Below are 26,504 nucleotides of genomic sequence, written 5' to 3' on the forward strand. Positions count from 1 at the left end.
ACCCGTTCGAGCCGGAGGGCGTTCGCCTGCAGAAGGTCCTCGCCGCTGCCGGTGTGGCATCCCGCCGGGTCTCCGAGCAGTACATCGTCGAGGGCCGCGTTCGCGTCAACGGCACCGTCGTGCGGGAACTCGGGCGACGGATCGACCCCGAGAACGACCTCGTCGAGGTCAACAACGTCCCGGTCCAGCTCGACACCACGAAGCGCTATGTCGTGCTGAACAAGCCGGTCGGCGTCGTCAGCACCATGGCAGACGAGCGCGGCCGCGCCGACCTCACCCAGTACACGACCGGTTACGAGGAGCGACTGTTCAACGTCGGTCGCCTCGACGCCGAGACCAGCGGACTGCTCATCCTCACGAACGATGGCGACCTGGCGCACATGCTCGCCCACCCGTCGTTCGGCGTGCTCAAGACCTACATCGCCAAGGTGTCCGGCCGCGTGACCGCCCAGGACATCGCAACCCTCATGCGCGGTGTCGAACTCGAGGACGGCGTCATCGCCGCCGACAAGGCTCGGCTTCTCGCCGGCCAGAGCACGGGCGACAGCAGCCTCGTCGAGCTCACATTGCACTCCGGCAAGAACCGTATTGTGCGACGGATGCTCGCGGCGATCGGTCACCCGGTTCTCGAGCTCGTTCGCCGTCAGTTCGGTCCCGTTTCGCTCGGCACCCTCCGCCCCGGCGAAACCCGTGAACTGACTAAAGTTGAACTCGGTGAGCTCCTGACCATCTCGCGAGAGGTGACCAAGCTCGACAAGGCCGAGCGAGACGCCGAGCGTGATTCTGCTCGCGCCGCTGCGGCATCCGAATCGTCCGAATAGAGCACACTGTGAGCATGTCCCCGCCCCGGCTGACCGGCCAGGTCCGCATCGTCGGCGCTGGTCTGCTCGGCGCGAGCATCGGCCTCGCCCTTCGCGCGACGGGCGTCGACGTGATCCTCGCCGATGCGTCGCCTGCGCAGCTGAGGCTCGCCGTCGACTACGGAGCAGGCCGGGCCGAGCTCCCCGATGACGAGCCCCGGCTCATCGTCGTGAGCGTGCCGCCGGATGTCACGGCGAACGTGATCGAGGCTGAGCTCGCCCGGTTCCCGACCGCTGTGGTGACCGATGTGGCGAGCGTCAAGCTCGAGCCGTACCTCGCGCTGGTGAACCGTGGCGTCGACCTCACGCGGTACATCGGGTCGCATCCGCTCGCCGGACGTGAGCGCGGGGGAGCGATCTCCGCCCGCGCGGATCTCTTCCTCGGCAGGCCGTGGGTGATCTGCCGCGACGAGGAGACCCCGCCGGAGGCGCTCGCGCTCGTTGAAGACCTCGCGCTCGATCTCGGCGCGAGCCCGATCGAGATGACGCCGGAAGAGCACGACAGCTCGGTCGGCCTCGTTTCGCACGTGCCGCAGCTCGTCGCGAGCGTGCTGGCCAAACAACTCGTGCACGCGCCGGACTCCGCCGTTCGCCTCACCGGGCAGGGCCTCCGTGACACCGTGCGGATCGCGTCGAGTGCACCCGAACTGTGGGTCCAGATCCTCGCGTCGAACGCCGCGCCTGTCGTCGAGGTGCTCGACGCGTTCGCCGCCGATCTCGCCCGGGTGACCGACGCACTGCGTGACCCCGATGCAGCCGGCGCGCGGCGAACCGTCGCAGACGCCATTGCCCAGGGCAACTCAGGCGTTGCGAGGCTCCCCGGAAAGCACGGCCAGGACCGGCGCTTCGAAACCATCGTCGTCATGGTCGACGACACCCCAGGCCAGTTGGGAAAGCTCCTCACCGAACTCGGTGACATCGGAGTGAACATGGAAGACCTGCGACTCGAGCACTCACCGGGTGCAGAGATCGGCCTTGCCGAGATCGCGGTTCTTCCCGAGGTCCAGCAGCGTGCCATCGATGACCTCGAGGCGCGCGGCTGGCGGATTGCGAGCACGTAAGAGTGACGAAAACAGTAGTGGCCGTCGACGGTCCAGCCGGGAGCGGAAAGTCGAGTGTGTCGAAGGCCGCCGCAAAGCGCCTGGGCTTCGCCTTCCTCGATACCGGTGCGGCGTACCGCGCCCTGGCCTGGCACGTTCTCGATTCGAGCGCGGACCCGGAGCAGGGAGCCGCGGTGATCGCCTCGCTCGCGAGCTTCGACTACTCGATCGGCACCGACCCTGACGGGTACGCCGTGCACGTCGGCGAGACCGACGTGACCGAGAGCATCCGTGAACCCCGGGTGTCAGCGGCGGTCAGCGCCATCGCACGCGTTCCCGAGGTGAGGACGCACCTCACCGAGCTGTTCCGCAGCATCATCCGTGACACCGACAAGCCCGGAATTATCGTGGAGGGGCGGGACATTACGACGGTCGTCGCCCCGGATGCCACAGCGCGCATTCTGCTCACAGCCAGTGAAGAGGCTAGAATGTCAAGACGCTCTGCAGAACTTGCGACTGAGTCGGCTTCCGACGTTGCAATTGCGTTGCAGAAGCGTGATCGCGCGGATTCGCGCGTCGTCGACTTCATGACAGCAGCGGATGGCGTTGTCACCGTCGATTCCACCAACCTGAACTTTGACGAAACCGTCGATGCTGTACTCGACGTGATTCGTACCTCGCAAGAAAAGTAGATCGATCCGCCCAACCGCGTGGCACGATCGCAGAGAGAGACAACCATGGCTGACGCCTTTGACGAAGAACCCACCGAGACGGACGACCGACTCGCCGAACGCATGAGCGACATCGACGAGGAGCTCGCCACCCGTCGGGCCGAGGCGCTCCGCACCGGTCTCGACGACTACGACCTCGCCGACGACGACCTCGACATCCTCGGTGCCGCCACCGACGACCCGGATGCCATTCGGTACCTCCCGGCGCTCCCGGTGCTCGCGATCGTCGGGCGACCGAACGTCGGCAAGTCCGCGCTCGTCAACCGAATCCTCGGCCGGCGTGAAGCCGTCGTCGAAGACACCCCCGGTGTCACGCGCGACCGCGTCAAGTACAAGGCCGAGTGGAACGAACGCCAGTTCACCCTCGTCGACACTGGCGGCTGGGAGCCGGATGCCAAGGGCATCGACGCCTCAGTCGCCGCCCAGGCCGAGGTCGCTATCGACCTGTCCGACGCCGTTCTCTTCGTCGTCGACGCCAACGTCGGGGCAACAGCCACCGACGAGCAGGTCGTCCGCATGCTGCGGAAGATCAACAAGCCCGTCTTCCTCGTCGCCAACAAGGTCGACGATGTGCGCCAGGAGCCGAACGCCGCATCGCTGTGGTCGCTCGGCCTCGGCGAGCCGTACCCGGTCTCCGCCCTCCACGGTCGTGGAGTCGCCGACCTGCTCGACCTCATCATGACCAAGCTGCCCGAGGTTTCGGCAGTGGCCAAGGAAGAGGTCGGCGGACCCCGCCGCGTCGCGATCCTCGGTCGCCCGAACGTCGGCAAGTCCAGCCTCCTGAACAAGGCCGCCGGTGAAGAGCGCGTCGTCGTCAACGAACTCGCCGGAACCACCCGCGACCCGGTCGATGAGCAGGTCGAAATCGGTGGCAAGGTGTGGCGGTTCGTCGACACCGCAGGCATCCGTCGTCGTGTTCACCTGCAGCAGGGTGCCGACTTCTACGCCACGCTCCGCACGAGCGCCGCGCTGGAGAAGGCCGAAGTTGCCGTCGTCATGCTCGACGTCTCGGAGCCGATCAGCGAGCAGGACGTTCGCATCATCGACCTCGTTCTCGAGTCGGGCCGCGCGCTCGTGCTCGCGTTCAACAAGTGGGACCTCCTCGACGACGAACGTCGCCGCTACCTCGAGCGTGAGATCGAGCAGGACCTGGCCCACGTGGCCTGGGCTCCCCGCGTCAACATCTCCGCCCGCACCGGTCGGCACATGGAGAAGCTCGTTCCAGCGCTCGAACTCGCGCTGCAGTCGTGGGACACGCGCCTGCCGACGGGCAAGTTCAACGCGTTCCTCGCCGAGCTCACGGCGGAGCACCCGCACCCGGTCCGTGGTGGAAAGCAGCCGCGCATCCTGTTCGGTACCCAGGCCTCGAGCCGCCCGCCGACATTCGTGCTCTTCACCACCGGCTTCCTCGACCCGGGTTACCGTCGCTACATCCAGCGTCGTCTCCGCGAGATTTACGGATTCGAAGGCAGCCCGATCAACGTCAACATGCGTGTTCGGGAGAAGCGCAAGCGCACATAAGCGTTACGCCCGCGGTTCTACCAGCCGCCGTGCAGCCTCTCGAACGGCTGCGCGGCGGCTGTCGCTGTCGTCGGGCTCGGATTCACTGACCGAGCGTAATTCAGCCGGTGCGCGTTCCCAGCTGCTGGCGATGGCGAGCAGCAGTGCGAGCAGTTCTTCCGGCTTCCAGGTGGGCTCCACCAGGCCGGAACGTTGCGCGTCGCGAATGACGTCGAGCTTGCGGCGGTAACCGTCGACCCGTCCCGCGGAGAACGACCCCTGGGCTGCGGCGTCGTGGAGCCACGCCCACACGGCGACGCGCTCGGCGCTCGGGTCGGCCACGAAGTAATCGTGCAACTGCACGGTGTATTCAACGAGGTCGGTGTCGATCGGCACGGCGTGGGCAAGCCGGTCGAGGCCGATCTGCATCACCTGATCGAACAGCGCATCCTTGTCGCCGAACCAGGCGTAGATGCGTTCCTTGCTCGCTGCCGCTGTCTGTGCGATGCGATTGATTCGCGCGCCAGCGACGCCGTGCTCAGCAAACTCGGCCGCCGCGGCCTCGAGCACGCGCTGCTTTGTTTCGCGCCCGCGGAGTTGATCACGCGGAACGTCTGTCGAAACCATCAGGAACCTCCATATCGAACCAAAAGGTTTGACTCAGCCTACAACGCACCATACAGTCGAACCAATTGGTTTGATAAGGAGACTGTATGACCAACGTACTCATGGTTCTCTCGGCGGCATCGCGCTGGACGCTCGCCGATGGCACGAAGCATCTCACCGGAGTCTGGGCCGAGGAATTTCTCGAGCCATACCGCATCTTCACTGAAGCAGGCTGGACGGTCGACCTCGCCAGCCCCCAGGGAATCGCTCCCACTTTCGACGCCGTCAGCCTCAGCGACGGTGGCGCCGGGTCAGCCGAGCGCGCCGCTGAATTCGCCGCGCGAATCGCCGACCTGCAGGGCGTGCTCGAGCAGCCTCTGCGTCTGGATGCGGTCAACGCCGCGGGTTATGACGTTATCTTCTACCCGGGTGGACACGGCCCGATGGAGGACCTCGCCGTCGACGACGACTCGGGTCAGCTCATCGTCGCAGCCGTGAACTCGAACACCACACTCGGTGTGCTGTGCCACGCACCTGCGGCGCTGCTGCCCGCGACAGACCCCGCCACAGGCGAGTGGGTGCTCAAGGGCCGCAGGATGACCGGATTTGCCAACAGCGAAGAGCAGATCGGCGGACTCGCCGACAAGGCGTCATGGCTCGTGGAAACCCGCCTCGTCGAACTCGGCGCTGACTACTCGAAGGCCGCGGAGCCGTTCGCCCCGTACATCGTCGTGGACGGTGAGCTGTACACCGGGCAGAACCCTGCATCATCCGTCGCCCTCGCCGAACGCATCGTCGCCGACAAATCGTAACGTCCGATCGTTCGGATCGGCACACCATATTTCCCACGAATCAGCCCCCCAAGGAGTAGTACATGATCAGCACCCAATGGCACCTCGCATCACGTCCGACAGGAGAACCAACGAGCGAGAACGTGGTCAAGGTCGAGGTTGAGCTTCCTGAGCTCACCGCTGGCGACGTTCGCGTGCGCAACACGTTCCTCTCGGTCGATCCATACATGCGCGGACGCATGAATGAGGGTCGCTCCTACGTCGCCCCCTATGCGCTCAACGAGTCCATGGGTGGAGCCGCCGTCGGTGAAGTCATCGAGTCCACCGTCGACTCGTTGCCCGTCGGCACCCTCGTGCAACACCAGCTCGGCTGGCGCGACATCAGCCAGGCGCCCGCTGGCCAATTCTCCGCGCTCCCCATCGTTCCTGGCGTCTCGCCCTCCCTGTTCCTCAGCGTGCTCGGACTCACGGGAATCACCGCCTGGACGGGACTGACCCAGATTGCGCACGTGAAAGAGGGCGATACCGTCTTCGTCTCCGGCGCAGCCGGTGGGGTCGGCACCATGGTTGGTCAGATCGCCCGCCTCCTCGGCGCGTCGCGTGTCGTTGGCAGCGCTGGATCAGCGGAGAAGGTCGAGCTGCTCACGAGCAAGTACGGCTATGACGCTGCATTCAACTACCGCGATGGAGACATCGCCGGCCAGCTCAAGGCTGCGGCACCGGACGGCATCGACGTGTACTTCGACAACGTCGGCGGTGAGCACCTTTCTGCAGCACTCGGCGCCTTCAACGATGGCGGGCGCGCAGCGATCTGCGGTGCGATCTCGCTCTACAACGCAAACGGCGGCAGTGGAATCCGGAACAGCCAGAACATCGTGACCCGTGGCCTGACTCTCAAGGGCTTCACCATGGGCAACTACTACTTCCTCGCACCACAGTTCGCTGAGGTGATGCGCGGCTGGCTGACCGACGGCAAGATCGCCTACGACGAGACCATCACCGACGGCATCGACAATGCATTCACGGCGTTCCTCGGAATGATGAACGGCAAGAACGTGGGCAAGGCCGTCGTTCGGCTGTAGGGCGGAGCAGTCGCATCGAGCCTCTGACAACCGCGGATGTCGCGACGGGCGTTCCTGAGAAGAACTTGGTGAACGCACGGAATTCGTTGTCAGGGGCTCGGTGCGTGAGAAGCTGATGAGGTGACTAGCGAGTTCCTGCCGCCGCATCCGAAGAATCCGGGCGACGCCTGGGTGCACGCTGACGACGGCTCCAAGTACTGGGGTCGTTTTGGCGCAGCCGGGCTTCTCGTTGTGGATGCCGAGCGTGGAATATTGCTGCAGCACCGTGCGCTGTGGAGTCACTTCGGTGGCACCTGGGGCCTGCCCGGTGGTGCTCGCCACGAGGGGGAGAACGCCATCGACGGCGCGATCCGTGAGGCGAGCGAAGAGGCGGCTGTGCCGACGGATGCCGTTCGGCCACGTTTCTCGATGACCCTCGATCTCGGTGTCTGGTCGTACGTCACGGTGGTGGCCGACGCGGTGCGTCCGTTCGACTCGTACATCGCCGACCCCGAGAGCCTCGAGGTGCGCTGGGTTCCGGTCGACGAGATCGATGCGCTTCCGCTGCACCCGGGGTTCGCGTCCGCGTGGCCGCGGCTGCGCGACGACATCGACCGCAGGCCCGTGATCGTCGTTGATATGGCCAACGTCGTCGGCTCGCGCCCCGACGGCTGGTGGAACGACCGCGCCGGTGCCGCCGAACGGTTGGGCAGGCAGCTCGTCGGGCTCGCTTCGTCCGGTGTGCCAGCCGCCGAGCTCGGACTGCCGCAGTCCCACTGGTGGCCTGAGATCGTCGCTGTGCTCGAAGGCCGGGCGAACGACGCCGTCCTCGACGCGACCGACCGCTTAGAGGTGGTGCGGGCATCGACAGACGGCGACTCGCGGATCGTCGACGAGGTGGCGCGCCTGACCGGGCGGCCGGGGGCATCCGTCACCGTCGTCACCAGCGATCGCGGACTGCGCGAACGGGTCGAGGCGCTCGGTGCGACCACTCGGGGAGCCGGCTGGCTGCGCGACCTGCTCGACGCGCCTGCCGGCTGAGCCTTCGGCGCCGGAGAAGGACATCGGCGCGAGATAAGGACGCTCGGCTGCTTTCTGTCCTTGTCTGGGCGTTTTCTCCTTGTGTGGGGGAGTCCGGGCGGCTGGGCGGTCGCACGGTTAGCAGGAGAGAGGGCGTCTATCAGGACGGTTTCTCGAGTTTGGTCCTGATAACCGTGCGATTACCTGCACAGCAGCGTGTGGGCGGGTGCGTGGCATCCTGGCATCAGCGGCATCAGCGGCATCAGCGGCATCAGCGGCATCAGCGGCATCAGCGGCATCAGCGGCATCAGCGGCATCAGCACCGCGGCACCCGCGGCATCCCGCGCAGCTTCTAAGCTGGTCGGATGCGCACACTCCCGATTCTCCTCGACGTCGACACGGGCGTTGATGACGCTCTCGCCCTGATCTTTGCCATCACGCATCCGTCGCTCGACGTTCGTGCCATCACGTGCGTGGCGGGCAACGCCCCGCTCGCGCAGGTCGTTGAGAACACCCTGCGCATCCTCGACGCCGCGGACGCCCCGCCGATCCCGGTCGCTGCCGGTGCGGTTCGACCGTTGCTGTCGCCCGGACGTGCGGCGTCGCACGTCCACGGGGAAGACGGGCTCGGCGGGCTTGTGCTTCCCGAAACGTCACGCGTGCCCGAATCGGTCAGCGCGGTCGAGCTCATGCGCCGTACGCTGGCCGACAGCGACGAGCCACTGACGCTCGTCGCACTCGCGCCGCAGACCAACCTTGCGCTGCTTCTGCGCACGCATCCCGAGGTCATCGACAAGATCGAGCGGATCGTGTTCATGGGCGGGTCGGCGAGCGTCGGCAATGCGACCGCCCTGGCCGAGTTCAATGTCTGGCACGATCCCGAAGCCGCCGCGATCGTGCTCGGCTCCGGCATCCCGATCTTCATGTACGGCCTCGATGTGTTCAACCAGGTGACCGTTGCCGAGGATGCCGCGGCAGCCCTCGCGACGGGCGGCTCGCCGCTCGGGGCGGTCGTCGGCGCCCTGCTCGGCAACCGGGTGGCGCTGAGCGAAGACTCGAGCCTCGTTTACACCGGGCTGATCGGGGATGCCGGAGCGCTCTGTGCCCTCGTCGAACCTGAGTCGCTGCGGGTGGAGCGGCGGCCGGTGCGGGTCGAGCTCGCCGGCTATGGCCGTGGGCAGACCGTGGTCGACCGGCGGCGCTACTCGGGCGAAGACGTGATCTACGGGGGAGCCGGCGACTGGTCGGTCATCGACGTCGCTCTTGACGTCAACGCACCCCGCTATGCGGAGCTGTTCCTCGAGACGCTCGGCCTTGACGGCTGAACCGCATCAGGTCGCGAACTCGAGCCGCATGAGCGCACGGGACGGCGTCGGCCTCGTGACCTCGGTGAAACCGTTCGCAGCGAACTGCGACACGACACCGTAGTAGAGCTCGGCTGACGACACCTTGTCACGTGCGGCCGGGTCGACCGGGTAGCCCTCGAGCACCCGCGCGCCGTGAGCCCGAGCGTGCCCGGCCGCTGCGGCAAGCAAAGCGGTAGCGATGCCTCTCTTGCGGAAGCCGACCCGCACGACGAAACACGTCACGGCCCAGACCGTCGGGTCATCGGTCGGCTCCGTGCTCGCCTGCACTACCTTTCCTCGGCCGAGTCGCGGGTAGTGCTTACGTGGCTCGACGGCGCACCAGCCGACCGGAGTGCCGCCCTGGTACGCGATGAGTCCCGGAGGCGGATCCAGTTCCAGCACCTGCCGTTTGAGCAGTGGCTCGCAAGTCTCCCGGCTCGCCGTCTTCCACTCAGCGTTGTCCAGCTTGAAGTACTGGCACCAGCAACTCGACGGATCTCCACGCGTACCGAAGACCGCCTGCACGTCGTGCCACGCGGCATCTGCTGCCGAAATCACCCTGATGTCCGGATCGTCTTCCATGCCAGCATGCTAAAGCGTATAAAGGACACCGGTCCATGGTTCGGCGCCGGTCGTCCGATCCACCCGACGCTGCTTGTGCTCATCACGAGCGTTCCGGCGACAGGACTCTGACTCAGCGGGGACTGTCGCCGGAGGGGTCGTGGGGACGGGAGGCAAAGAGATCGAACCCGAGCCTCCGGCTGAGATACGCGGTGGCACGTTGCCCACGAACGCTGTTTCCGGCAGCGTCGAGTCGAGGCGAGAAGGTTGCGATTCCTGCCTTCCCCGGTGCGATGGTGACAATTCCACCGGTGACTCCGGATTTGCCCGGCAGCCCGATTCGGAACAGCCACTCACCCGAGTTCTGATAGAGACCGCTCGCGGCGAGCACCGCGAGAGTGTCGTGGCAGACGGTTTCAGACACCACACGCTCGCCGGTAACCGGGTTGATGCCACCATCGGCGAGGGTCGCACCCATCACCGCGATATCGGTCGCGGTCACGAGGAGCGAGCACTGCTTCGTGTAGACATCGACGACGTCGAGCGGGTTCGATCCGATGCGCCCGTAACCCTCCAGCAGCCGGGCAATTCCCTGGTTGCGTTGGTTTGACGCGGACTCCGAGCGGTACACGGCCTCGTCGAGTTCGAGTTCCTTCCCGGCAAAGCGGCTGAGCCCCCTCCGGATGAACTCCCACTGCTCGTCGGGGCTGTCGCCGGGAACGAGCGCGGTGGTGGCCAGCGCACCGGCATTGCCCATTGGATTCATGGGGTGGCCGTCGTTGAGTTCAAGTGACATCACCGAATCGAACGCCAGGCCGGTGTTATTGACACCGATGAGGTCTATCAGTTTTTCGTCACCGATCTCCTCACACACCAGAGCCCACACGAAGGCTTTGGAGATCGACTGGATGGTGAACGGGTGATCGACGTCGCCGACACCCTGCACCGTGCCGTCCACCTCTGCCACACAGATACCGAAGAGATCGGGGGAGGTGTCGGCGAGTTCAGGGATGTAGTCGGCGACCGCGCCATCGGTGAGGTCCAGGCTTCGGTCATAGGCGACGTGAATCGCCTCGACGACGTCGTCACTGCTCGGCGGTGCGCCCGTGGCAACCGTGTACGGTATTGCGCTGACATCCAGATCCATCTGTTCGCTCCCTGCGTCCCGTCGCATTATTCCGTACGGGCGCGAGCAGGAGCTGGCAAGGTCACCCGGATGGCGGACGAGCGGGCACTATGACGGTTGCATCCACACTGTCGTCTCGGCGGGCAGCCGGCGACCGGCGAGGGGGCTGCTCGCGAGCACCACGGTTCCGGCCGGCAGCTCCGCTGGTTCGGCGCCGAAGTTCATCGCGACCTCCCAGCCGTTCGGGCGGCGGAACCGAACGACATCCGGTGTTGAATCGAGCCACTCGAGTGGTTCCGCAGTCTGCAGGCGGTGCCTCAGTTCGAGGGCCTTCCGATACAGCGAGAGCGTCGAGTCGGGGTCGTGTTCCTGAACGGAAACCGCGACCGAGGCGAACCAGTCGGGCTGGGGGAGATGTGCCGGCGCTGTACCGAACCCGAACGACGGCCGATCGGTGGTCCACGGCAGAGGGACCCGACAGCCGTCCCTGCCGACCTCCACCCCGGGATTGCGGAAGAAAGCGGGGTCCTGTCGGCTCTCAGCGGGGATGTCCGCGACCTCGTGCAGTCCGAGTTCTTCGCCCTGATAGATGTAGGCCGACCCAGGCAGCGCCAGCACCAACAGGCTGGCCGCCCGTGCCCGCCGCAAACCTCGCTCGCGGTTGAGAACGGGGGAGACGCCGCCGGACATCAGCCACGCGTACCCGTGCTTCTCGTTCGGGCTGGCGGGTTCAGGCAGCCCATACCGGGTGGCGTGCCGAACGACGTCGTGATTCGACAGCACCCACGTCGTCGATGACCCGGACTGCGCCGCGAGCGCAAGGTTGTCTTCGACGATGCGACGGAAGGCATCCGCATCGAAATCGGCCTCGAGAAGATCAAAGTTGAACGCCTGCCCCAGCCCCTCCGGGCTCGCGTACCGGGGCACCCGGTGCGACGGAACCCACGCCTCCGCAACGGCCGTGCGCGGCGGCGAGTAGCTGTCGAAGACGGTGCGCCACTCTGCGTAGATGTCGTGCACCTCGTCGCGATCCCAGAGCGGATGGCCGCCGTCACCCTTCGGCAGGGCGTCCAGCTCCGCCTGGCTCGGCAGGTGCTCGTCGAGCTTTTTGGCGAGTCCGTGGGCGACGTCGATGCGGAAACCGTCGACACCGCGGTCGGACCAGAACCGCAGCGTTCTCAGGAAGTCGTCGCGGACCTCCCTGTTGTCCCAGTTGAGGTCGGGCTGTTCCACGGCAAAGTAGTGCAGGTACCACTGGCCGTCTCCCACGGGTTCCCACGCCGGGCCGCCGAACGCGCTCGTCCAGTCCGCGGGTGGCTCGGCACCGTCGGGTCCGCGGCCGTCACGGAAGATGTACCGTGCGCGCGACGAAGATCCGCGGGGGGATGCCAGGGCCTCACGGAACCACTCGTGCCGGTTCGACGTGTGATTGGGCACGATGTCGACAATCATCCGGATGCCGGCGGCATGAAGATCGGTGACGAGGGCATCGAAATCCCCGAGGGTACCGAGCCGCGGATCGACGTCCCGGTAGTCGTCGACGTCGTACCCGCCGTCCGCAAGCGCCGAGGGGTAGAACGGGCTCAACCACACAGCATCGATGTGGAGTGCGCTGAGGTAGCCGATGCGAGAACGGATGCCGGCGAGGTCGCCAATTCCGTCGCCATTGGCGTCGGCAAAGCTGCGCGGGTAGATCTGGTAGACGGCGGCCTGGCGCCACCACGCGGCGTCGGTCTCCGACGCGACGTCATCCCTTGACAGCACCCTGGGTCACCCCTTCCATCACCCACCTCTGGGTGAACAGGTAGACGATGATCGCGGGCGCCATGGCCATGAGGTAGGAGGCGAACGACACGTTGTAGTTGGTGCTGAACTGGGTCTGGAAGATGTTCTGCACCACGGGGATGGTCTGTTGCGAGGCGTCGGCGATGATCAGCGACGGCATCATGAAGTCGTTCCACGAGGCGAGGAAAGCAAAGATGGCGACGGTGGCGCTCATCGGTGCGAGCAGGGGGAAAATCAGCTGCCAGAAGGTCTGCCACGTGGTCGCGCCGTCAATGCGCGCACTCTCCTCCAGTTCGAGCGGTATCGAACGCAGGAAGGCGGTGAACAGCAGGATGCTGAACGACAACTGGAACATGATGTGCAGGATCGTCACGCCGACGGGGTTCGCCAGGCCGACCAGCCCGGTGAGCTGGATCTGCGGCAGAGCGACCACCGGGAACGGAAGGAACATCGCCGCGAGCAGGTAGAAGAACGAATACCGGAACAGGCGGCGTTCCCAGTTGCGCACGATCGCGTATGAGGCCAGCGCGGCGAGAAGGACAGTGCCGACGACCGTCCCGATCGTCACCAGCACGGAGATGGTGAAGGTCACCGGAAAATTCGTGAGCTCCCACGCTTCGGCGAATCCGGAGAAGTCGAAGGGCGCCGGGAGCGAGAACGCATTGCCGTCGACGGCCTGCGCTGTGGATTTCATCGACATTGAAATCGTGACGTACAGCGGCAGCAGCACGGTCAGTGAGCAGAGCAGCAGGATGATCATCACCGGCCAGTTGGTGGCCTCCTGCCCGACGCGGCCGCGTCGACGGATCTGCGTCGGCCGGGGTCCGGCACTGCGCGGGGTGATCGCCGGGCCCCCGGCCGGACGAAGTGCTTCCTGCGTCATGAGAGTGCCGCCTTTCCGCGGGTCAGCCGGAGCTGGAGGATCGAGATAATGACCGCGATGATGAAGAAGATCGTCGCGTTGGCCATCTGGTAGGCGTAATCGCCGCCGGTGAATCCGGTGAAGATCGTCATCGCGATGCTTCGGGTCGCCGTGCCTGGTCCGCCGTTGGTGAGGCCGACGATGATGTCGTACACGTTGAGGTAGTTCTTGAACCCGAGGATGACATTGATCACGACGTAACCGGCGACCAGCGGGAGCGTGACCGAGCGCAGCCTGACCCAGGCGCTCGCACCGTCGATGTCCGCGGCCTCATAGACCTCGCCCGGGATCGACAGCAGCCCGGCGATGTAAATCAGCAGGGCGCTGGGGATCGACTGCCACGCCGCAACGATGACGATCCCGAGCCACGCGAGATTCTCGTTGGCGAGGATCGATTCCTGCAGCCAGCCGATTCCGGTGGCGGCGCCGAAAGCCGGCAGCGAGTTCGAGAAGAGGAACTTGAACACGAACGCGATGACGATGCCCGAGATGACCATCGGAATGACGAAGATCGCCCGCAACGGAGTCTTCAGCTTGATCCGGGATGTCAGCGCAACGGCCAGCAGGAACGCGATGACGTTGACAATGATCACGGTCACGAAAGCGAAACCGAAGGTGAACACGTAGCTCGACAGGATGGCCGGATCGGAAAACACGGCGATGTAGTTGGTGAACCCGACGAGCTGCCAGTCACCGAAGCCGATGAAGTTCGTGAAGCTGTAGAAGATGCCGAGGATCGCCGGGAGAGTGATCGCCAGCGTGAAGAGCACCAGCGTCGGCAGGAGAAAGACGTAGTACATCGCGTCGACCTTGGGCTTCCCACGACGCGTGCGCAGCCCGGCGATGTGGTCAGTTTGCCCGCGTTCGGCGCTGGCAACCAGCGAACCAGCGGATGCTGCCGCCGGAGTAATCGGAGTCGTCATATCCTGGTCTTCCTCTCGGTGCCTGTCGGTCGGTGCCTGTCGGTGGGTGCCCGCGAGTCGGGGTGTGTCAGTCGGTGCCTGTCGGTCGCGTCGCGTCAGTCGCGCAGGGCGAGGCGCGCCCAGTCGGAATCCAGCCGGCTCAGGGTCGCCTCGACATCGGCGCCGGTCGCGATGGCCTGCACGTAGTTCTGGGTCGGGATGCTGAGATGCACGCGCTGCGAGGCGCCCTGGTAAAAGCGGCCATCGTCGTAGTACTCCTGCATGCCGAGGATCCGCTCATCGGTGACGGGAGCGGCATCCGTTGTGGTCCCGAAGCCCAGGTAAGCGGCGTTGTACTCGTCCATGATGTCCGGCTGCATCAGGAACGAGACGAACTCACGCGCTGCTTCCTTGGCGTCACTGATCTCGGGAATCCACAGCGCGAGGTCGAGGTTGACCCGAACCCTGAGGTCGTCGGGGTCGTCGGTGGCAGGCAGCGGAAAGGTGCCGAGCTCGAGGTCCTCGTTGGTCTTGGCGATTTCGCCCAGCGCCCACGGACCCTGCAGCAGCATCGCGGCTTCACCGTTGGCGAAGGCCACGTTCCCGTCCCCGTAGGTTCGACTTGCGGCATTGCCGTTGGAGAACGCGGCGAGTTCCACCATCTTCTCGACGGGTTCTTTCAGCGTCTTCTCGAAGGAGACCGGGGAGTCCGGCCCGACCTCGGTGCCCAGGTCATTCATCTGTTCGAAGAAATCCGCCACGTCGACTGAACCGCCGACCGTGTAGTCGAACAGGCCCTGCGCGACGGTCCACGGCTCCTGAAAGGTGCTGTAGATCGGCGTGATTCCCGCGGCCTCGAGGGTCTCGCACGCCGCGATCAGCTCGCTCCAGGTTGTGGGCACTTCGATCCCGTTGTCTTCGAAGACCTGCACGTTGTAGATGACGGATGCCGCTGCAATCGAATACGGCAGCACGCTGGTGCGCCCCGGGTAGGTCGCGTACTGGTCGACCAGGTCCTGCACCTCTGGTCGGATCCGGTCGGCCTCCGGCATGTCGGACAGGTCGGACAGTGCGCCTCGCTCCATGAACCGCGACATCTCCATGTTGTAGTTGAGGAGCCCGACGTCCGGCGGGTTGCCGCGGAGAAAGCCCGCGGAGAGGTTGGACGCCGTATCGAGGGTGACCTCGACCTCCGACTGCTCGCTGTTGAACTGCGTCACGAGGTCGCGGAAGAACGGGATCGCTTCCGGCTTGCTCATGTGGAAGGTGACCTCCGTGGGGCCGCTTCCCGCTGCGGCGCACCCGGTGAGGGAGATCGTTGCGGCGGTGATCACCGCGACGGCGAGGCCGAGTCGGGTTCGAGGACCGGTAGAACGAATCACGACATTGTCTCCCTTGACGAATGTGTGGGCAGGACTTGTGGCCCGATATGTCCTCACGCGACCAACGCGGGAGGATTATATTTAGGCTGTAAATCTAATCGTGTCGTAATCTTGCGCCTCGACGAATGAAAGGTCAAGGCTTTGGCTCAGAGCGTTACCGCGTCGTCACCGCAACTGTTGCGCACGCTCAATGCACGCACGGTGCTCGAGCACGCCTGGCAAACGCGCGTGTTCACGGCGTCGGATGTGATGGCATCCGTCGGGCTGACCCGGTCCACCGTGATCGGGGTTTGCGATGAGCTCGTCGATAAGGGCTGGCTCGATGAGCTGGAAGACGTGCAGGGGACCGGGCGGAAGGGTCGACCCGCGCGCCGCTACGCGCTTCGGGAGCGAGCGGGCGTGGTTGTCGGTATCGACGCGGGGTATGACCGGATGTCTGCCAGGGTTGCTGACCTGCGCGGTGCGAGCCTCGGGACTGCAGAGGTCCGGATACCCGCCCGCTCGCCGAACAGCGTTGATCGGTTGGCCGATGCGGACGAACGGCGCCGCCTCGCCCTGGAGACGTTCGATCGGGCGATGGCAGCGTCAGGCGTCGACCGCTCGCGCGTGCTGGCGCTCACCCTCGGGGTGCCGGCACCCGTTGACGATCGGGGACGGTCGCCCGAGGGCCAGAGCGGGTTCTGGGCCGTGATGAACCCCGACTTCAGCCGGGCCTTCGAGGACGTCGCCCCGATCGTCACCGTCGAGAACGATGCGAACCTCGCGGCGATCGCCGAACGCGCAACAGGGACGGGGCAGGGCCGCGATGTGGGCTCGTACATCTCGATGCTCGTCGGTGAGGGAATCGGCTCCGGGCTGATGATCGAGGGCAGACTCGTGCGCGGCAGGAGGGGCGGCGCCGGCGAAATGCGTTTTCTCGATTACGTCGACGGCGTGGGTTCGGCCAACGGGCTGGCCCTGCTTGCCCGGCGGTGGGCCCTCGATGCACTGGCGGCGGGCGAGGTTGACGCTCGCAGCCCCCTTGGCAGCGTGAACCCCCAAGCGCTGACTGAGAGCGACGTTGCGCAGGCGGCCGAGCTGGGGGATGCTGTTGCGCGCGGAATCCTCGATCGTCTCGCCGAGCGTCTGGCACGAATCTGCATCGTGCTCGGTGATCTGCTCGACGTCGACAGGGTCATCGTTGGCGGCGACCTGGCTGAGTCGCTGCCCGCCGTGATCGCCGGGGCAGCCCTCAGGGTCGCGGGCAGCGGTGACCCGACGGCTCCTGAACTCGTGGCGTCGCGGCTGGGCGGTGGAGCCGTGAGTGTCGGAGCCGTTGAGCACGCGTTGTCCCTGGTGAGGGAACGGGCGCTGGTGCTCGAACCCGGTGCCCGCACCACCGCGGAGCCGGCACCTGTCTGAGTGGTCCGGCCCCGCGGCGAGGCGCTACGGCGTGTTGCCGGTGCGCCTACGGCTTGTTGTCCGTCCCGTCTGAGTCCTTGCGCGGCCGCTTGGGCTCGTCGTCCTTCCACGGCACCACACGGATGTCGGACGTTCTCACATCCGTGGGGCGATCGCCGGCATCCCACATCTGGTTCACCGCAGCCTTGACCGAGGTGTCGGCAGCTGCAGCCGCGGCCAGGGTGCGCTCGAGCCGGCTTTGCCGCTGGCGCAGCCAGAGCCCGAGAGCGATGATGAGGATCAGGGCGATGTAACAGATCGCCGCGAACGGGCGCGTGAACAGGGCACCGAGATCGCCCTGACTGAGTTGAAGCGCTCGCCGAAGCTGTGCTTCCGCCATCGGTCCGAGGATGAGCCCGATGACGAGGGGAGCGATCGGGTAGCCGTACCTGCGGAGGAAGTAGCCGACGATACCGATGATCAGCAGGATCACGATGTCGACGATCGAGAAGTTCACCGCGTACGCGCCCAGGGCCGCGAAGGTCAGGATCCCGGCGTAGAGGTACGGTCGCGGGATCTGCAGGAGCTTCACCCAGATACCGACGAGCGGCAGGTTGAGCACGAGCAGCAGGACGTTTCCGATGTAGAGACTCGCGATCAGCGCCCAGACCAGCGCGGGCTGGTTGGTGAACAACTGCGGGCCCGGCTGGATGCCGTATGACTGGAATGCCGAGAGGATGATCGCTGCGGTCGCCGTCGTCGGCAGTCCGAGGGTGAGCAGCGGAACGAGCACACCGGCGGCCGCAGCGTTGTTCGCCGCCTCCGGCCCGGCGACGCCCTCGATCGCCCCACGGCCGAACTGCTCCTTGTGCTTCGAGAGTTTCTTCTCGCTCGCGTAGGACAGGAAGGTTGCGACATCCGCTCCACCGGCAGGAATGGTCCCGATCGGGAAACCGATCGCCGTTCCGCGCAGCCACGGTTTCCAGGACCTGCGCCAGTCGTCCTTCGACATCCAGCTGCGCCAGCCACGGGTCACGGGGATGAGGGCGATCGCGCCGTGTCGCATCCTGCTCGCGACGTAGAGCGTCTCGCCGACGGCGAAGAGCCCGACCGCGACGAGCACGACGTCGATTCCATCGGCGAGCGGCAGCAGCCCGAACGTGTAGCGCTGCTGGCCGGAGAGAATCTCGGTGCCGACGAGCCCGAGGAACAGGCCGATGCCGAGGGAGGTAAGGCCGCGCCAGACCGACGAGCCGAGAAGCGCACCGACGGTGATGAAGGCTACAACCATGAGGGCGACGTAATCGGCGGGGGCCAGGGTCACCGCCCACGACGCGATGATCGGGGCGAACAGCGTCAGGCCGACTGTCGCGATCGTGCCCGCCACGAACGAGCCGATGGCCGCCGTTGCTAGTGCAGCGGCCCCTCGGCCGAGCTTCGCCATCTTGTTGCCCTCGAGCGCCGTGACGATCGAGGCGGATTCGCCGGGCGTGTTCAGCAGGATGCTCGTCGTCGAGCCGCCGTACATGCCGCCGTAGTAGATACCGGCGAAGGTGATCAGCGCTGCGGTCGGATCGAGCGAATAGGTCAGCGGCAACAGCAGGGCGACGGTCATGGCGGGGCCGATGCCGGGGAGCACGCCGACCGCGGTGCCGACGAGCACGCCGATGAAGCCGAAGATGAGGTATTGCGGCTGGAGGGCCGTTGCGAAACCCTCCATCAGGCTCAGGATGTTGTCCATGTCAGCCTCTCAGGGTCGCGAGGAGCGGGTTCAGCCAGGTCAGCAGTGGCCCGGATGGCAGGGAGAGGCCGAGGAGGCCGCCGAAGAGGATGAAGATGATGAGGCCGAGCACCAGTCCGATGACCAGCGCCATCCACCAGCGTTTCGCGCCGAGCGACCAGGCGACGCCACCGAAGAGGACGGCGGCGGCGAACGGCCAGCCGATCACCTCGATGAGTGCGATGTGCGCGACCACGAACGCCGTGATCTTTGCCAGGGTGATCCAGTCCGTCTTCGCGGTGCTGTCGATGTCCTCACCTTCTTCGAGGTCGGCGAGCTTGCCGCGGAAGACGTCGACGACCACCATTGCGGCCGAGACGATGAGGATGGTGCCGACGAGGAACGGGAAGACCCGGGGACCGACCTGGGTGCCGGCCCCCGGCACCCGAATGGCGAAGGCACCGGCGAAAACGAAGATACCGAGCGCGAGGGCGAGAGCGGCGAAGATGTACTCGCCGAGCTTCGACCGCGCCGCGGGAGCGGCAACCGGGTCGTTCCCGGTCGCCGGGTGTGCCTGGCCGTTGCCGGGCACACCCGTCGATGGGCTCGACATGGTCAGCCGACCAGGCCGATGTTCGTGAGCGTCGTGGTGACCTCGGTGATGTTCTCGTCGAGGTACGTCTCGAACTCGTCACCGGTGAGGAACGCATCCGCCCAGCCGCGGGTCTCGAGCTGCTCGGTCCACGCGCCGCTGTCGTGCAGTTCGGTGACCGTTGCGATGAGTGCGTCCCGGTCAGCGTCGGAGATATCCGTCGGCGCCAGGACACCGCGCCAGTTGGTGAGCGTGACGTCGTAGCCCTCATCGGTGATGGTCGGCACGTCAGGCAGGTTCTCGGCCGGTTCGGCACTCGACACCGCGAGTGCCCTCATCGTGCCCGATTCGATGTGCTCGACGAACTCGCCGATGCCCGAGATGCCCGCCGCTGCGTTGTTGCCCAGGATGAGGTTCACCGCCTCGCCGCCGCCGGAGTTCGGGATGTAGTTGAGGCTCTCGGCGATCTCGGTGCCGGAGAGCCCCGCCTCTTCGAGCAGCAGGCCGGCGAGGATGTGGTCGGCTCCACCGGCAGAGCCGCCGGTCACCGACACGTCCTGGCCGTTTTCGACGATGTCTTCGACGAGATCCTCGAGGTTCTTGTACTTCGAGTCGGCCGGCACAACGACGACGAGTGCTTCCTCAGTGAGGCGTGCGATGGGCGTTGTGTCTTCCATCCGGTTCTGGGCCGCGTTGGTCTCAACCGCGCCGACCATCACGAGCCCGGTGACCATGAGCGTGTGCGGGTCTTTCTCGTTGGCCAGTGAGGCAAGGCCGACGGTGCCGCCGGCTCCACCGATGTTGGTGACCGGTGCGCTGTCGACGATGCCCTCGGCCGTGAGGGTCTCGGACATCGCGCGTCCGGTCTGGTCCCAGCCGCCACCCGGCTCTGCGGGGACGATGATCGAGAGGTCGGTGACCTCGGTGCTCGCTTCCGAGTCTGTGGCGGGATCGGCGGCCGGTGAGCTGCAGGCCGCGAGCGTGAGAGCTGTTGCTGCAGCAACGATGACCAGGCTGTGTCGTCGCATGATGTCTCCTCATTGAGTGATTGCGAGTGGGGTCGCGTCGGTGCGCCCCATGCTGATCAGCACGATAGTTCGGTCGGATGCCCCGGCGCGGCTTTCGTAAGTATTGGCCGCGGCTCTTCACCGGTTCGACCCGGCATCCGCTCGCCGCCGACGGCGGATCGCGCGACAATGGGGGAGTGAAAGCAATGTCGCTTCGCCTGCAGTTGCTCCTTCTCCAGGCCCTGATCGTGTGTTCCGTGGTGCTGGTGACCGGCGTTGTGGCCGCCGGCCTGTTCGAACGCCAGGTGCGCGACGCCTACCTCGACCGCATGATCGGCGTCGCACAATCGGTGGCCACGCTCCCCGCCATCCGTGATGCGTACGACGACCAGGACCCGGCCGCGGTGATCCAGCCGATCGCCGAGGTCATCCGGGAGGCATCGAACGTCACCTATGTCGTCGTGACGGATGCCGACGGCATCCGTTATTCGCACCCAGACACCGATCGCATCGGCGAACCCGTCTCGACCGACCCGTCTGTGCCGCTGTCAGGCAAGATGTTCGTCGGTACCGAGACCGGCACCCTCGGCGAATCCTGGCGGGCCAAGGTGCCCGTTCACAGTGCTGACGGCGAGGTCATCGGCACGGTATCGGTCGGGATTCTGGAGTCGGCGCTTCGCGAGGACTTCGTCGGCGGGCTCGGCGCGCTCGTGTTTCCGCTCGCGGCATCCGCCGTGGTCGGGATCTTCGGTGCCGCCGGGGTGACCGCCATCATCCGCCGCCGGATATACCGTCTCGAGCCGAAGGAGATCGCGTCGCTCGTTGGGTCGCGGGAGACCATGCTGCACGGCATGAGTGAGGGAATGATCAGCGTCGACGAGGCCGGCGTGATCGTGCTCGTCAACGACGCGGCGCTCGAGCTTCTCGGGCTGGAGGAGGATTCCCTGACCGGGCGGGTGGCCGCCGAGGTACTCGATCCATCCCTCGTCGGCGTGCTGCAGCGCGGAGAGCCCGGCGGTCAGCTGGTGCTCGCCGGTGAGCGGATCCTCGTGGCGCGAAGCACGGGCACCGAGCTGCACGGTCGTGCCGTCGGTGCGACCCTGCTGGTGCGCGACCACACCGAGCTGCACCAGCTGCTGGGCGAAATGGACGGCGCGCAGTCGCTCACCAACGGGTTGCGGGCACAGGCCCACGAGTTCGCGAACAAACTGCACGTGATTTCGGGGCTGCTTGAGCTTGGCCTCATCGACGACGCTCGCGCATTTGTCGAACGCACCGGGACCGGGGGAGCGTTGCGGGTTCCCGGCGAAGAGGTGATTCTCGAGATCCCCGAGCTTGCCGCCCTGCTGCTCGTTAAGGCCAGCCACGCGCGCGAACTGGGGATGTCGGTCTCGATCCTGCCGACAGATCCTCTGCCGGCGTGGTTGAGGTCGGATGCCGCGTCGACGTTGCGAGGTGATCTCGTGACGGTGGTGGGCAACCTGATCGACAACGCACTCGAGGCGTGCTCGGCGGGCAACCACATCGAGCTGGGCTTCGGGATCGACGGCGCCCGGATCCGGGTGACGGTCCAGGACGACGGAGATGGCATCCCGCCGGATCAGTATGAGCGGGTGTTCGAGGAGGGCGTCAGTTCGAAGGCGATCGCGGCCGACGCAAGCCCGACGTTGCGGCGCCGGGGGATCGGCCTTGCCCTGGTGCGGCGCACGGTGCTCCGGGCGCGAGGCACCGTCACGGTCGGGCGCTCCGAGCGTGGTGGCGCGCTGTTCACCGTCGAGCTGCCGGTGGGTGACCTGCCCGAGCGAGGCCGGCCATCGCGAGAATCCGCCGCCGGTGCCGGTGCCGCCGGTGCCATCAGTGCCGGTGCGTCGTGACCGTCGCCGCTGTTCTCCGGACCATCATCGTGGACGACGACATCGAGGTGGCGTCGTTGCACGGCAGATTCGTCGGCGCGCATCCCGCGTTCGCGGTGGCTGCGACAGCGCACAACGGGCCGGACGCACTCCGGCTCATCGCCGAACACCGTCCCGATCTGGTGCTGCTCGATTTCGACCTGCCCGGGCTCACCGGGCTCGAGGTGCTTCGCGGGGTGCGGGCACTGGGCGGTGTGCAGCCCGAGGTGATCGCGGTCACCGCCGCGCGCGATGTTGAGAGCGTGCGGCACGCGCGGAGCGCCGGCATCCAGCACTATCTCGTGAAGCCGTTCACCGCACGCGGCCTCAACGAGCGACTCGACGATGTGGCCCGTGACCGGCTGGCGCTCGTCGAGTCCGGGGTGCGGGCGGAACTCGCCCAACGCGAGATCGACGCTCTCATGACCACGGGCATCCGTTCGCGTACCGTGCTGCCCAAGGGGCTGAGCAGCGAGACGCTCGACACGGTTGAGGCCGCGCTGGGTTCGGCGCCGAACAGTTCGGCGGTGCAGATCGCTGAGCTGTCCGGCATCTCACGCGTGAGCGCGCGCCGGTACCTCGAGTACCTCGTCGCCGTGAACCGGGCCGAGAAGACGCTCGACTACGCCACAGCGGGGCGCCCGTCGACGCGCTTCTCGAGGGCAGCGTCCGGCTGAGTCCTTCGCATCTTGTGCTCGATTGGCTGAGTCCTATGCTGACCGCGTGGATGCCCTGTGGATAGGACTCGGATTCGTCGTTCTGGCGGTCACGCTCGTCGACGTGTTTCTGAGCGCGCTCAACTACGACGAAGCGGGCTTCGTCGCCGGGCGGGTTGCCCGCTGGCAGTGGGCGCTGACGAGGCGCTTCACCCGGCGGATGTCACGGCGCTGGCGGCCTGTGGTCCTGCGGCAGGTCATCGGGCTGCAGGTGATGGGCACCGTGATCACCTGGATCGGCGGAACCATCATCGGTTACGGGCTGATCTACCTGGGCTCGATGCGGGGCAAAAACTTCACCTACGACGGCGTTCACGGCGACCTGTTCGGTGCCATGTACTTCAGCACGGCGCAGCTGTCGACGGTCGGGACGTCACAGCTCACCCCGAACACCGACTTTCTGCGGATTCTCTCGGTCATCGAGACCCTCACCGGGGTTGTCCTGGTCTCGCTCATCCTGACCTTCCTGCTGGGGGTGTACGACGCGATCTCCAATCTGCGCTCCCTGTCGTCGCAGTTCTACAGCGCGGGAGATGGGGTCAGCGACCCGATCTCGAGCCTGGCGCCGTACTTTCCCGGCGGCACCGAAACCGGTTTGGATTCCCACCTGCAGAGCGTGTCGGACAGTTTCAGCTCATATACGGACGGAGTGCGGCTGCACCACGCCGCGTACTACTTCCAGAGTGGTCGCGACACCTTCTCGTTGCCGTACTCGATCCAGATGCTCGCCGGGATTATCGGCGGGTTGCGCTGGGGACTCCCCGCATCGAACCCGGTCACCTCGGAGCCGACCCTCATTCCGCTGACGGACCAGTTCGATGACTTCGCGACGTACATGCATCCGTTGCTCCAGTGGACGAGCACCGATGTGCCTGAGACGGTGACGGCCGGTGAGTTCTCCCGGCAGGTCCGGGCCGAACTCGCGAAGGACCGGCCGAGGGCGCGTCGGCGGGTACAGCGCAGGGACGACGGCGATCCCTGGGTTCACCGGTTCGTGCTCGTTAACCGCGACATGGCCAGGCTCGCGGGTATCGAACCGCTGGAAGACATCGACGAGGCCTACACCCGGTATGTCGAGTGGCTGCCATTCGCCTACCGGGCCCAGCAATTCAGCACAGCGGTGAGCCGGGACCTCGACTACCAGCCGATCTACGCGAACCCGGAAGACGAAGCGCCCGAAGCGGTCCTCGCGCCAGCGCCTGACGAGATCGACCGCAACAAGGGCGGTGGCGGCCTCAAGGGATTCCTGTCCCGACGTGTCACCCTGATCGACCCCGGTTACTCCCGTCTTATCGGTGCCATCAGGGCTCTTCTCTCCGCGGCGCTCGCCGTGACGGTTCTCGTGGTCGGCCTGCCCCTGATCGGTGCCTCCCCGTTCCCGGCCGCGATCTTCGGGGGGATGATCGCGATGTTCACCGGTTCGGCCGCCGGCGGTGGCCACGGGATCCGGCGTCTCGCCGCCCTCATTGCCGTGATCCCCGTGTTGATCTCGCTCGGGATCCACGCCGTGGTTCCGCACGACCCTCTCCCGCAAACCGCCGCCCTTGCCGTTTTGGCCTTCGTCGGCGTCGCCGTCACACGGTTCGGCCCCAAATTCCGTGGCTTCGGCCAGCTCGCGTTCATGACGTACTACTTCACGCTGATCCTCGATCTCCAGGGGGACGAGTTCCTGCTGTTCGGCGGCACGGCGATTGTCGGCGTCCTGAGTTCGGTTGTACTCCAGATGATCCCCAACAAGGGAGCTCACGCCCGGGTTGTGAAAGGCGGAGTCGTCGCTTTGGAGAACCGGCTGGCGCGCGCCCTCGACCCGGTCATCGATGCGGTTTCCGCCGCGAGATGGGACCCCGATCTGATGCGCCGAACCCGGAACGAACTCCGGCAGACGCACCAGATGGCATCCTTCCTCGCCGGTCAGCTGACGGGGGAGGACCCGGATATCGGGCTGACCGCCGCTCAGGCGAGTGCGCTGCAAATACGGGTGCACGAGGCCGAACTTGCGCTGGTCAATCTGTCGTCCGAGGCTCGACAGGCCACGGGAGCCGGCATCCCATTCGACGTTCGTGCGCGCCTTGCCGGCGCGGTGCAGTCGGTGCAGAAGCGCATTGCCGAATACCCGGATGTTCCGGCGTGGGTGTCACCAGCAGCGGATGCCGACCAAACGTCCGATCGCGGTCTGCCGTCCGATGCTGCGCCAGCACCGGACCCGGCCGACTCTCTCCCGTCGCTCCAGTCCGCCGTGCACTGGCCGCGTGCGGCGCGACGGGTTCTCGGTGCGGCGTACGAGTTGCAGCACGCCGTGGACGTGCTTCACTCTGCGCGTGCGGTTGACCTCGCCTCGACTCCCGCGTGGACCGACCCGTCCACGCAATCGGTCCCGACCACGGAGACCGCCGTCGAACCGGCGTCCACCGGTGAGACGGCAATCGCAACAACTGCCGCAGCCGGGCAGCCTCCGGTCTCCGGTGATACCGCGCCGATCTGGCGCAGGGCCATCCAGGCGGGGGTCTCGACGGCGGTAGCGCTGTTCCTCGGCTCGTATGTGTCGACAACACACCAATACTGGGCGGCCATGCCCGCGTACCAGGCCATCGGCGGAACTGACGGCGAGACCTTCGTGAAGGGCTCGCAGCGGATCGTCGGTACGGTGCTCGGCGCCATCGTCGGTTTCGGCATCGCCATTGCGGCAGGGCCGAACCCCGCCGTTCTCGTGCCGGTGCTCGCCGTCAGCGTGTTCGCGATGACCTACTTCCGTGGGGCATCGTCACCGCTCACCTCGTTCTTTATGACGATGATGTTTGCCCAGCTGTACGAATTCCTGGGCCGGCTGAACTCCGAGACGATCGGTGTGCGGATCGTGGAGACGATCATCGGAGCCGGTATCGCCCTGATTGTCGCTGCACTGATCCTGCCAACGCGCACGAGCGACAAGTTCGCCAGGCAGGCGGTCCAGCTGACCAGGACCGTGGAGTCGATCACGATGACGACGCTGGAACTGTGGAAGCGGAACCGGCAGCCGTCGACCGACGACATTACAGCGCTGTCCAGGCAGGAGAGCGTCATGACCAGTCAGTTGCGTGACCTTCAGGCAACGGCGGGTCCGCTGCGCCACGGCTCCGGCGCGTTCGAGCCGGGTGGGATCGAGAACAGGCTCACCGGGTTCTGGGAGTTGCTGTACTACACGAGGCACTTCATCGGATCAGCCGAACAGGGACACCGTGTTCGCGCGCACCTGACCGAAGAACAGTGGGAGCAGCTCGAAACGGCGACCGAGCAGAACTTCGATGCGCTCATTGCGGCATACGAAGGGCGAGCGTCAGGCCCGGTACACGGTGACATCGGCGTCGATGACCTCGGTGATTCGGATGAGCCACGCGCTGCAGAGGCGGCTCTCCGTGCTCTCGCCCGGGCAAACCAGACCGTCGCGATCATGGCGGTCGACCTCGCCCCGGAGGCCGCGAATCTCCCGCCACAGCGGCAAGGCGCGTAGGGCCCAAATCCCCGTGGGCCTTTCGGCCCTGCTGGGGTTGTTCCCAGCGCCGTAGCGTTCACGTCAGTGGTAGCCGG

23 protein-coding genes are annotated in these 26,504 nt (G+C 66.1%); 12 read left to right on the plus strand and 11 right to left on the minus strand.

Going from position 1 to position 26,504, the window contains the following annotated elements:
- Nucleotides 1–26: 26 nt before the first annotated feature.
- From C3E77_RS05505 to der, 4 genes are read left to right on the plus strand one after another with little or no spacing between them, the layout of a single operon-like run.
- The gene (locus tag C3E77_RS05505) at nucleotides 27–821 is read left to right on the plus strand and encodes a pseudouridine synthase (RefSeq protein ID WP_232529014.1); all 795 of its coding nucleotides are present in this window, start codon (nucleotides 27–29) and stop codon (nucleotides 819–821) included.
- Nucleotides 822–835: 14 nt separating this feature from the next.
- Nucleotides 836–1,921, plus strand: coding sequence for a prephenate dehydrogenase (locus C3E77_RS05510; protein WP_108390709.1), 1,086 nt, complete (start codon nucleotides 836–838; stop codon nucleotides 1,919–1,921).
- A 2-nt stretch (nucleotides 1,922–1,923) separates the two neighbouring features.
- Nucleotides 1,924–2,592, plus strand: coding sequence for a (d)CMP kinase (gene cmk, locus C3E77_RS05515; protein WP_108390710.1), 669 nt, complete (start codon nucleotides 1,924–1,926; stop codon nucleotides 2,590–2,592).
- A gap of 45 nt (nucleotides 2,593–2,637) precedes the next feature.
- Entirely contained in the window at nucleotides 2,638–4,152 is a 1,515-nt protein-coding gene (gene der, locus C3E77_RS05520; protein ID WP_108390711.1) for a ribosome biogenesis GTPase Der, read from the plus strand.
- Nucleotides 4,153–4,155: 3 nt separating this feature from the next.
- Here der and C3E77_RS05525 read toward each other — a convergent pair whose 3' ends face one another.
- Nucleotides 4,156–4,758 carry a TetR/AcrR family transcriptional regulator gene (locus C3E77_RS05525; protein ID WP_108390712.1) on the minus strand — a complete coding sequence of 201 codons (603 nt, stop codon included), beginning with the start codon at nucleotides 4,756–4,758 and terminating at the stop codon, nucleotides 4,156–4,158.
- 86 nt (nucleotides 4,759–4,844) lie between these two features.
- Here C3E77_RS05525 and C3E77_RS05530 point away from each other — a divergent pair, with 86 nt between their 5' ends.
- The 3 genes from C3E77_RS05530 (at nucleotide 4,845) to C3E77_RS05540 (ending at nucleotide 7,630) form a co-directional block, all read left to right on the plus strand.
- A complete protein-coding gene (locus tag C3E77_RS05530; protein WP_108390713.1) occupies nucleotides 4,845–5,549 on the plus strand; it encodes a type 1 glutamine amidotransferase domain-containing protein in 705 nt (234 codons plus the stop codon).
- Nucleotides 5,550–5,611: 62 nt separating this feature from the next.
- Complete coding sequence (locus C3E77_RS05535; protein WP_108390714.1) at nucleotides 5,612–6,610, plus strand: NADP-dependent oxidoreductase; 999 nt, start codon at nucleotides 5,612–5,614, stop codon at nucleotides 6,608–6,610.
- Nucleotides 6,611–6,730: 120 nt separating this feature from the next.
- Nucleotides 6,731–7,630, plus strand: a complete 900-nt coding sequence (locus C3E77_RS05540) for an NUDIX hydrolase (protein ID WP_108390715.1) — start codon at nucleotides 6,731–6,733, stop codon at nucleotides 7,628–7,630.
- A 179-nt stretch (nucleotides 7,631–7,809) separates the two neighbouring features.
- On the opposite strand, the gene C3E77_RS15725 is transcribed toward C3E77_RS05540, so the two are convergent.
- Nucleotides 7,810–7,932, minus strand: a complete 123-nt coding sequence (locus tag C3E77_RS15725; RefSeq protein ID WP_257791024.1) for a hypothetical protein — start codon at nucleotides 7,930–7,932, stop codon at nucleotides 7,810–7,812.
- A 42-nt stretch (nucleotides 7,933–7,974) separates the two neighbouring features.
- On the opposite strand from C3E77_RS15725, the gene C3E77_RS05550 reads away from it, so the two are divergent.
- Nucleotides 7,975–8,934: a nucleoside hydrolase gene (locus tag C3E77_RS05550; RefSeq protein WP_108390717.1), complete on the plus strand. Its 960-nt coding sequence runs from the start codon at nucleotides 7,975–7,977 to the stop codon at nucleotides 8,932–8,934.
- Between the two features lie 6 nt (nucleotides 8,935–8,940).
- Here the strand turns inward: C3E77_RS05550 and C3E77_RS05555 are convergent, their stop codons facing one another.
- The 6 genes from C3E77_RS05555 to C3E77_RS05580 form a co-directional block, all read right to left on the minus strand.
- A complete protein-coding gene (locus C3E77_RS05555; protein WP_108390718.1) occupies nucleotides 8,941–9,537 on the minus strand; it encodes a GNAT family N-acetyltransferase in 597 nt (198 codons plus the stop codon).
- Nucleotides 9,538–9,649: 112 nt separating this feature from the next.
- Nucleotides 9,650–10,663 carry a glutaminase A gene (gene glsA / locus C3E77_RS05560; RefSeq protein WP_108390719.1) on the minus strand — a complete coding sequence of 338 codons (1,014 nt, stop codon included), beginning with the start codon at nucleotides 10,661–10,663 and terminating at the stop codon, nucleotides 9,650–9,652.
- Between the two features lie 87 nt (nucleotides 10,664–10,750).
- Nucleotides 10,751–12,406 carry a glycoside hydrolase family 13 protein gene (locus C3E77_RS05565; protein ID WP_108390720.1) on the minus strand — a complete coding sequence of 552 codons (1,656 nt, stop codon included), beginning with the start codon at nucleotides 12,404–12,406 and terminating at the stop codon, nucleotides 10,751–10,753.
- On the minus strand, nucleotides 12,390–13,310 hold the full coding sequence (locus tag C3E77_RS05570; RefSeq protein ID WP_108390721.1) for a carbohydrate ABC transporter permease: 921 nt from the start codon (nucleotides 13,308–13,310) through the stop codon (nucleotides 12,390–12,392). Before C3E77_RS05570 ends, C3E77_RS05565 begins: the two co-directional genes overlap by 17 nt.
- Nucleotides 13,307–14,272, minus strand: a complete 966-nt coding sequence (locus C3E77_RS05575) for a carbohydrate ABC transporter permease (protein WP_108390722.1) — start codon at nucleotides 14,270–14,272, stop codon at nucleotides 13,307–13,309. The genes C3E77_RS05570 and C3E77_RS05575 overlap by 4 nt, the downstream gene beginning before the upstream one ends.
- A 95-nt stretch (nucleotides 14,273–14,367) precedes the next feature.
- On the minus strand, nucleotides 14,368–15,630 hold the full coding sequence (locus tag C3E77_RS05580; RefSeq protein ID WP_418288072.1) for an ABC transporter substrate-binding protein: 1,263 nt from the start codon (nucleotides 15,628–15,630) through the stop codon (nucleotides 14,368–14,370).
- Nucleotides 15,631–15,774: 144 nt separating this feature from the next.
- Between C3E77_RS05580 and C3E77_RS05585 the strand changes: the two genes are divergently transcribed.
- Nucleotides 15,775–17,034, plus strand: coding sequence for an ROK family protein (locus tag C3E77_RS05585; protein ID WP_108390723.1), 1,260 nt, complete (start codon nucleotides 15,775–15,777; stop codon nucleotides 17,032–17,034).
- A gap of 46 nt (nucleotides 17,035–17,080) precedes the next feature.
- Here C3E77_RS05585 and C3E77_RS05590 read toward each other — a convergent pair whose 3' ends face one another.
- From C3E77_RS05590 to C3E77_RS05600, 3 genes are read right to left on the minus strand one after another with little or no spacing between them, the layout of a single operon-like run.
- On the minus strand, nucleotides 17,081–18,754 hold the full coding sequence (locus tag C3E77_RS05590) for a tripartite tricarboxylate transporter permease (protein ID WP_108390724.1): 1,674 nt from the start codon (nucleotides 18,752–18,754) through the stop codon (nucleotides 17,081–17,083).
- A 1-nt stretch (nucleotide 18,755) separates the two neighbouring features.
- Nucleotides 18,756–19,346: a tripartite tricarboxylate transporter TctB family protein gene (locus C3E77_RS05595; RefSeq protein WP_108390725.1), complete on the minus strand. Its 591-nt coding sequence runs from the start codon at nucleotides 19,344–19,346 to the stop codon at nucleotides 18,756–18,758.
- 2 nt (nucleotides 19,347–19,348) lie between these two features.
- Nucleotides 19,349–20,353, minus strand: a complete 1,005-nt coding sequence (locus C3E77_RS05600; RefSeq protein ID WP_108390726.1) for a Bug family tripartite tricarboxylate transporter substrate binding protein — start codon at nucleotides 20,351–20,353, stop codon at nucleotides 19,349–19,351.
- Nucleotides 20,354–20,538: 185 nt separating this feature from the next.
- On the opposite strand from C3E77_RS05600, the gene C3E77_RS05605 reads away from it, so the two are divergent.
- The 3 genes from C3E77_RS05605 to C3E77_RS05615 are packed head-to-tail and all read left to right on the plus strand — an operon-like array spanning nucleotide 20,539 to nucleotide 26,427.
- A complete protein-coding gene (locus C3E77_RS05605) occupies nucleotides 20,539–22,206 on the plus strand; it encodes an ATP-binding protein (protein WP_108393104.1) in 1,668 nt (555 codons plus the stop codon).
- Nucleotides 22,203–22,901 (plus strand): response regulator, encoded by a 699-nt coding sequence (locus tag C3E77_RS05610; RefSeq protein WP_162924918.1) that lies wholly within the window; start codon nucleotides 22,203–22,205, stop codon nucleotides 22,899–22,901. Before C3E77_RS05605 ends, C3E77_RS05610 begins: the two co-directional genes overlap by 4 nt.
- A gap of 46 nt (nucleotides 22,902–22,947) precedes the next feature.
- Complete coding sequence (locus C3E77_RS05615; RefSeq protein WP_108390728.1) at nucleotides 22,948–26,427, plus strand: FUSC family protein; 3,480 nt, start codon at nucleotides 22,948–22,950, stop codon at nucleotides 26,425–26,427.
- Nucleotides 26,428–26,504 lie beyond the last annotated feature (77 nt).

It is taken from the genome of Mycetocola zhujimingii (assembly GCF_003065425.1).
Classification (GTDB): Bacteria; Actinomycetota; Actinomycetes; order Actinomycetales; family Microbacteriaceae; genus Mycetocola_A; species Mycetocola_A zhujimingii.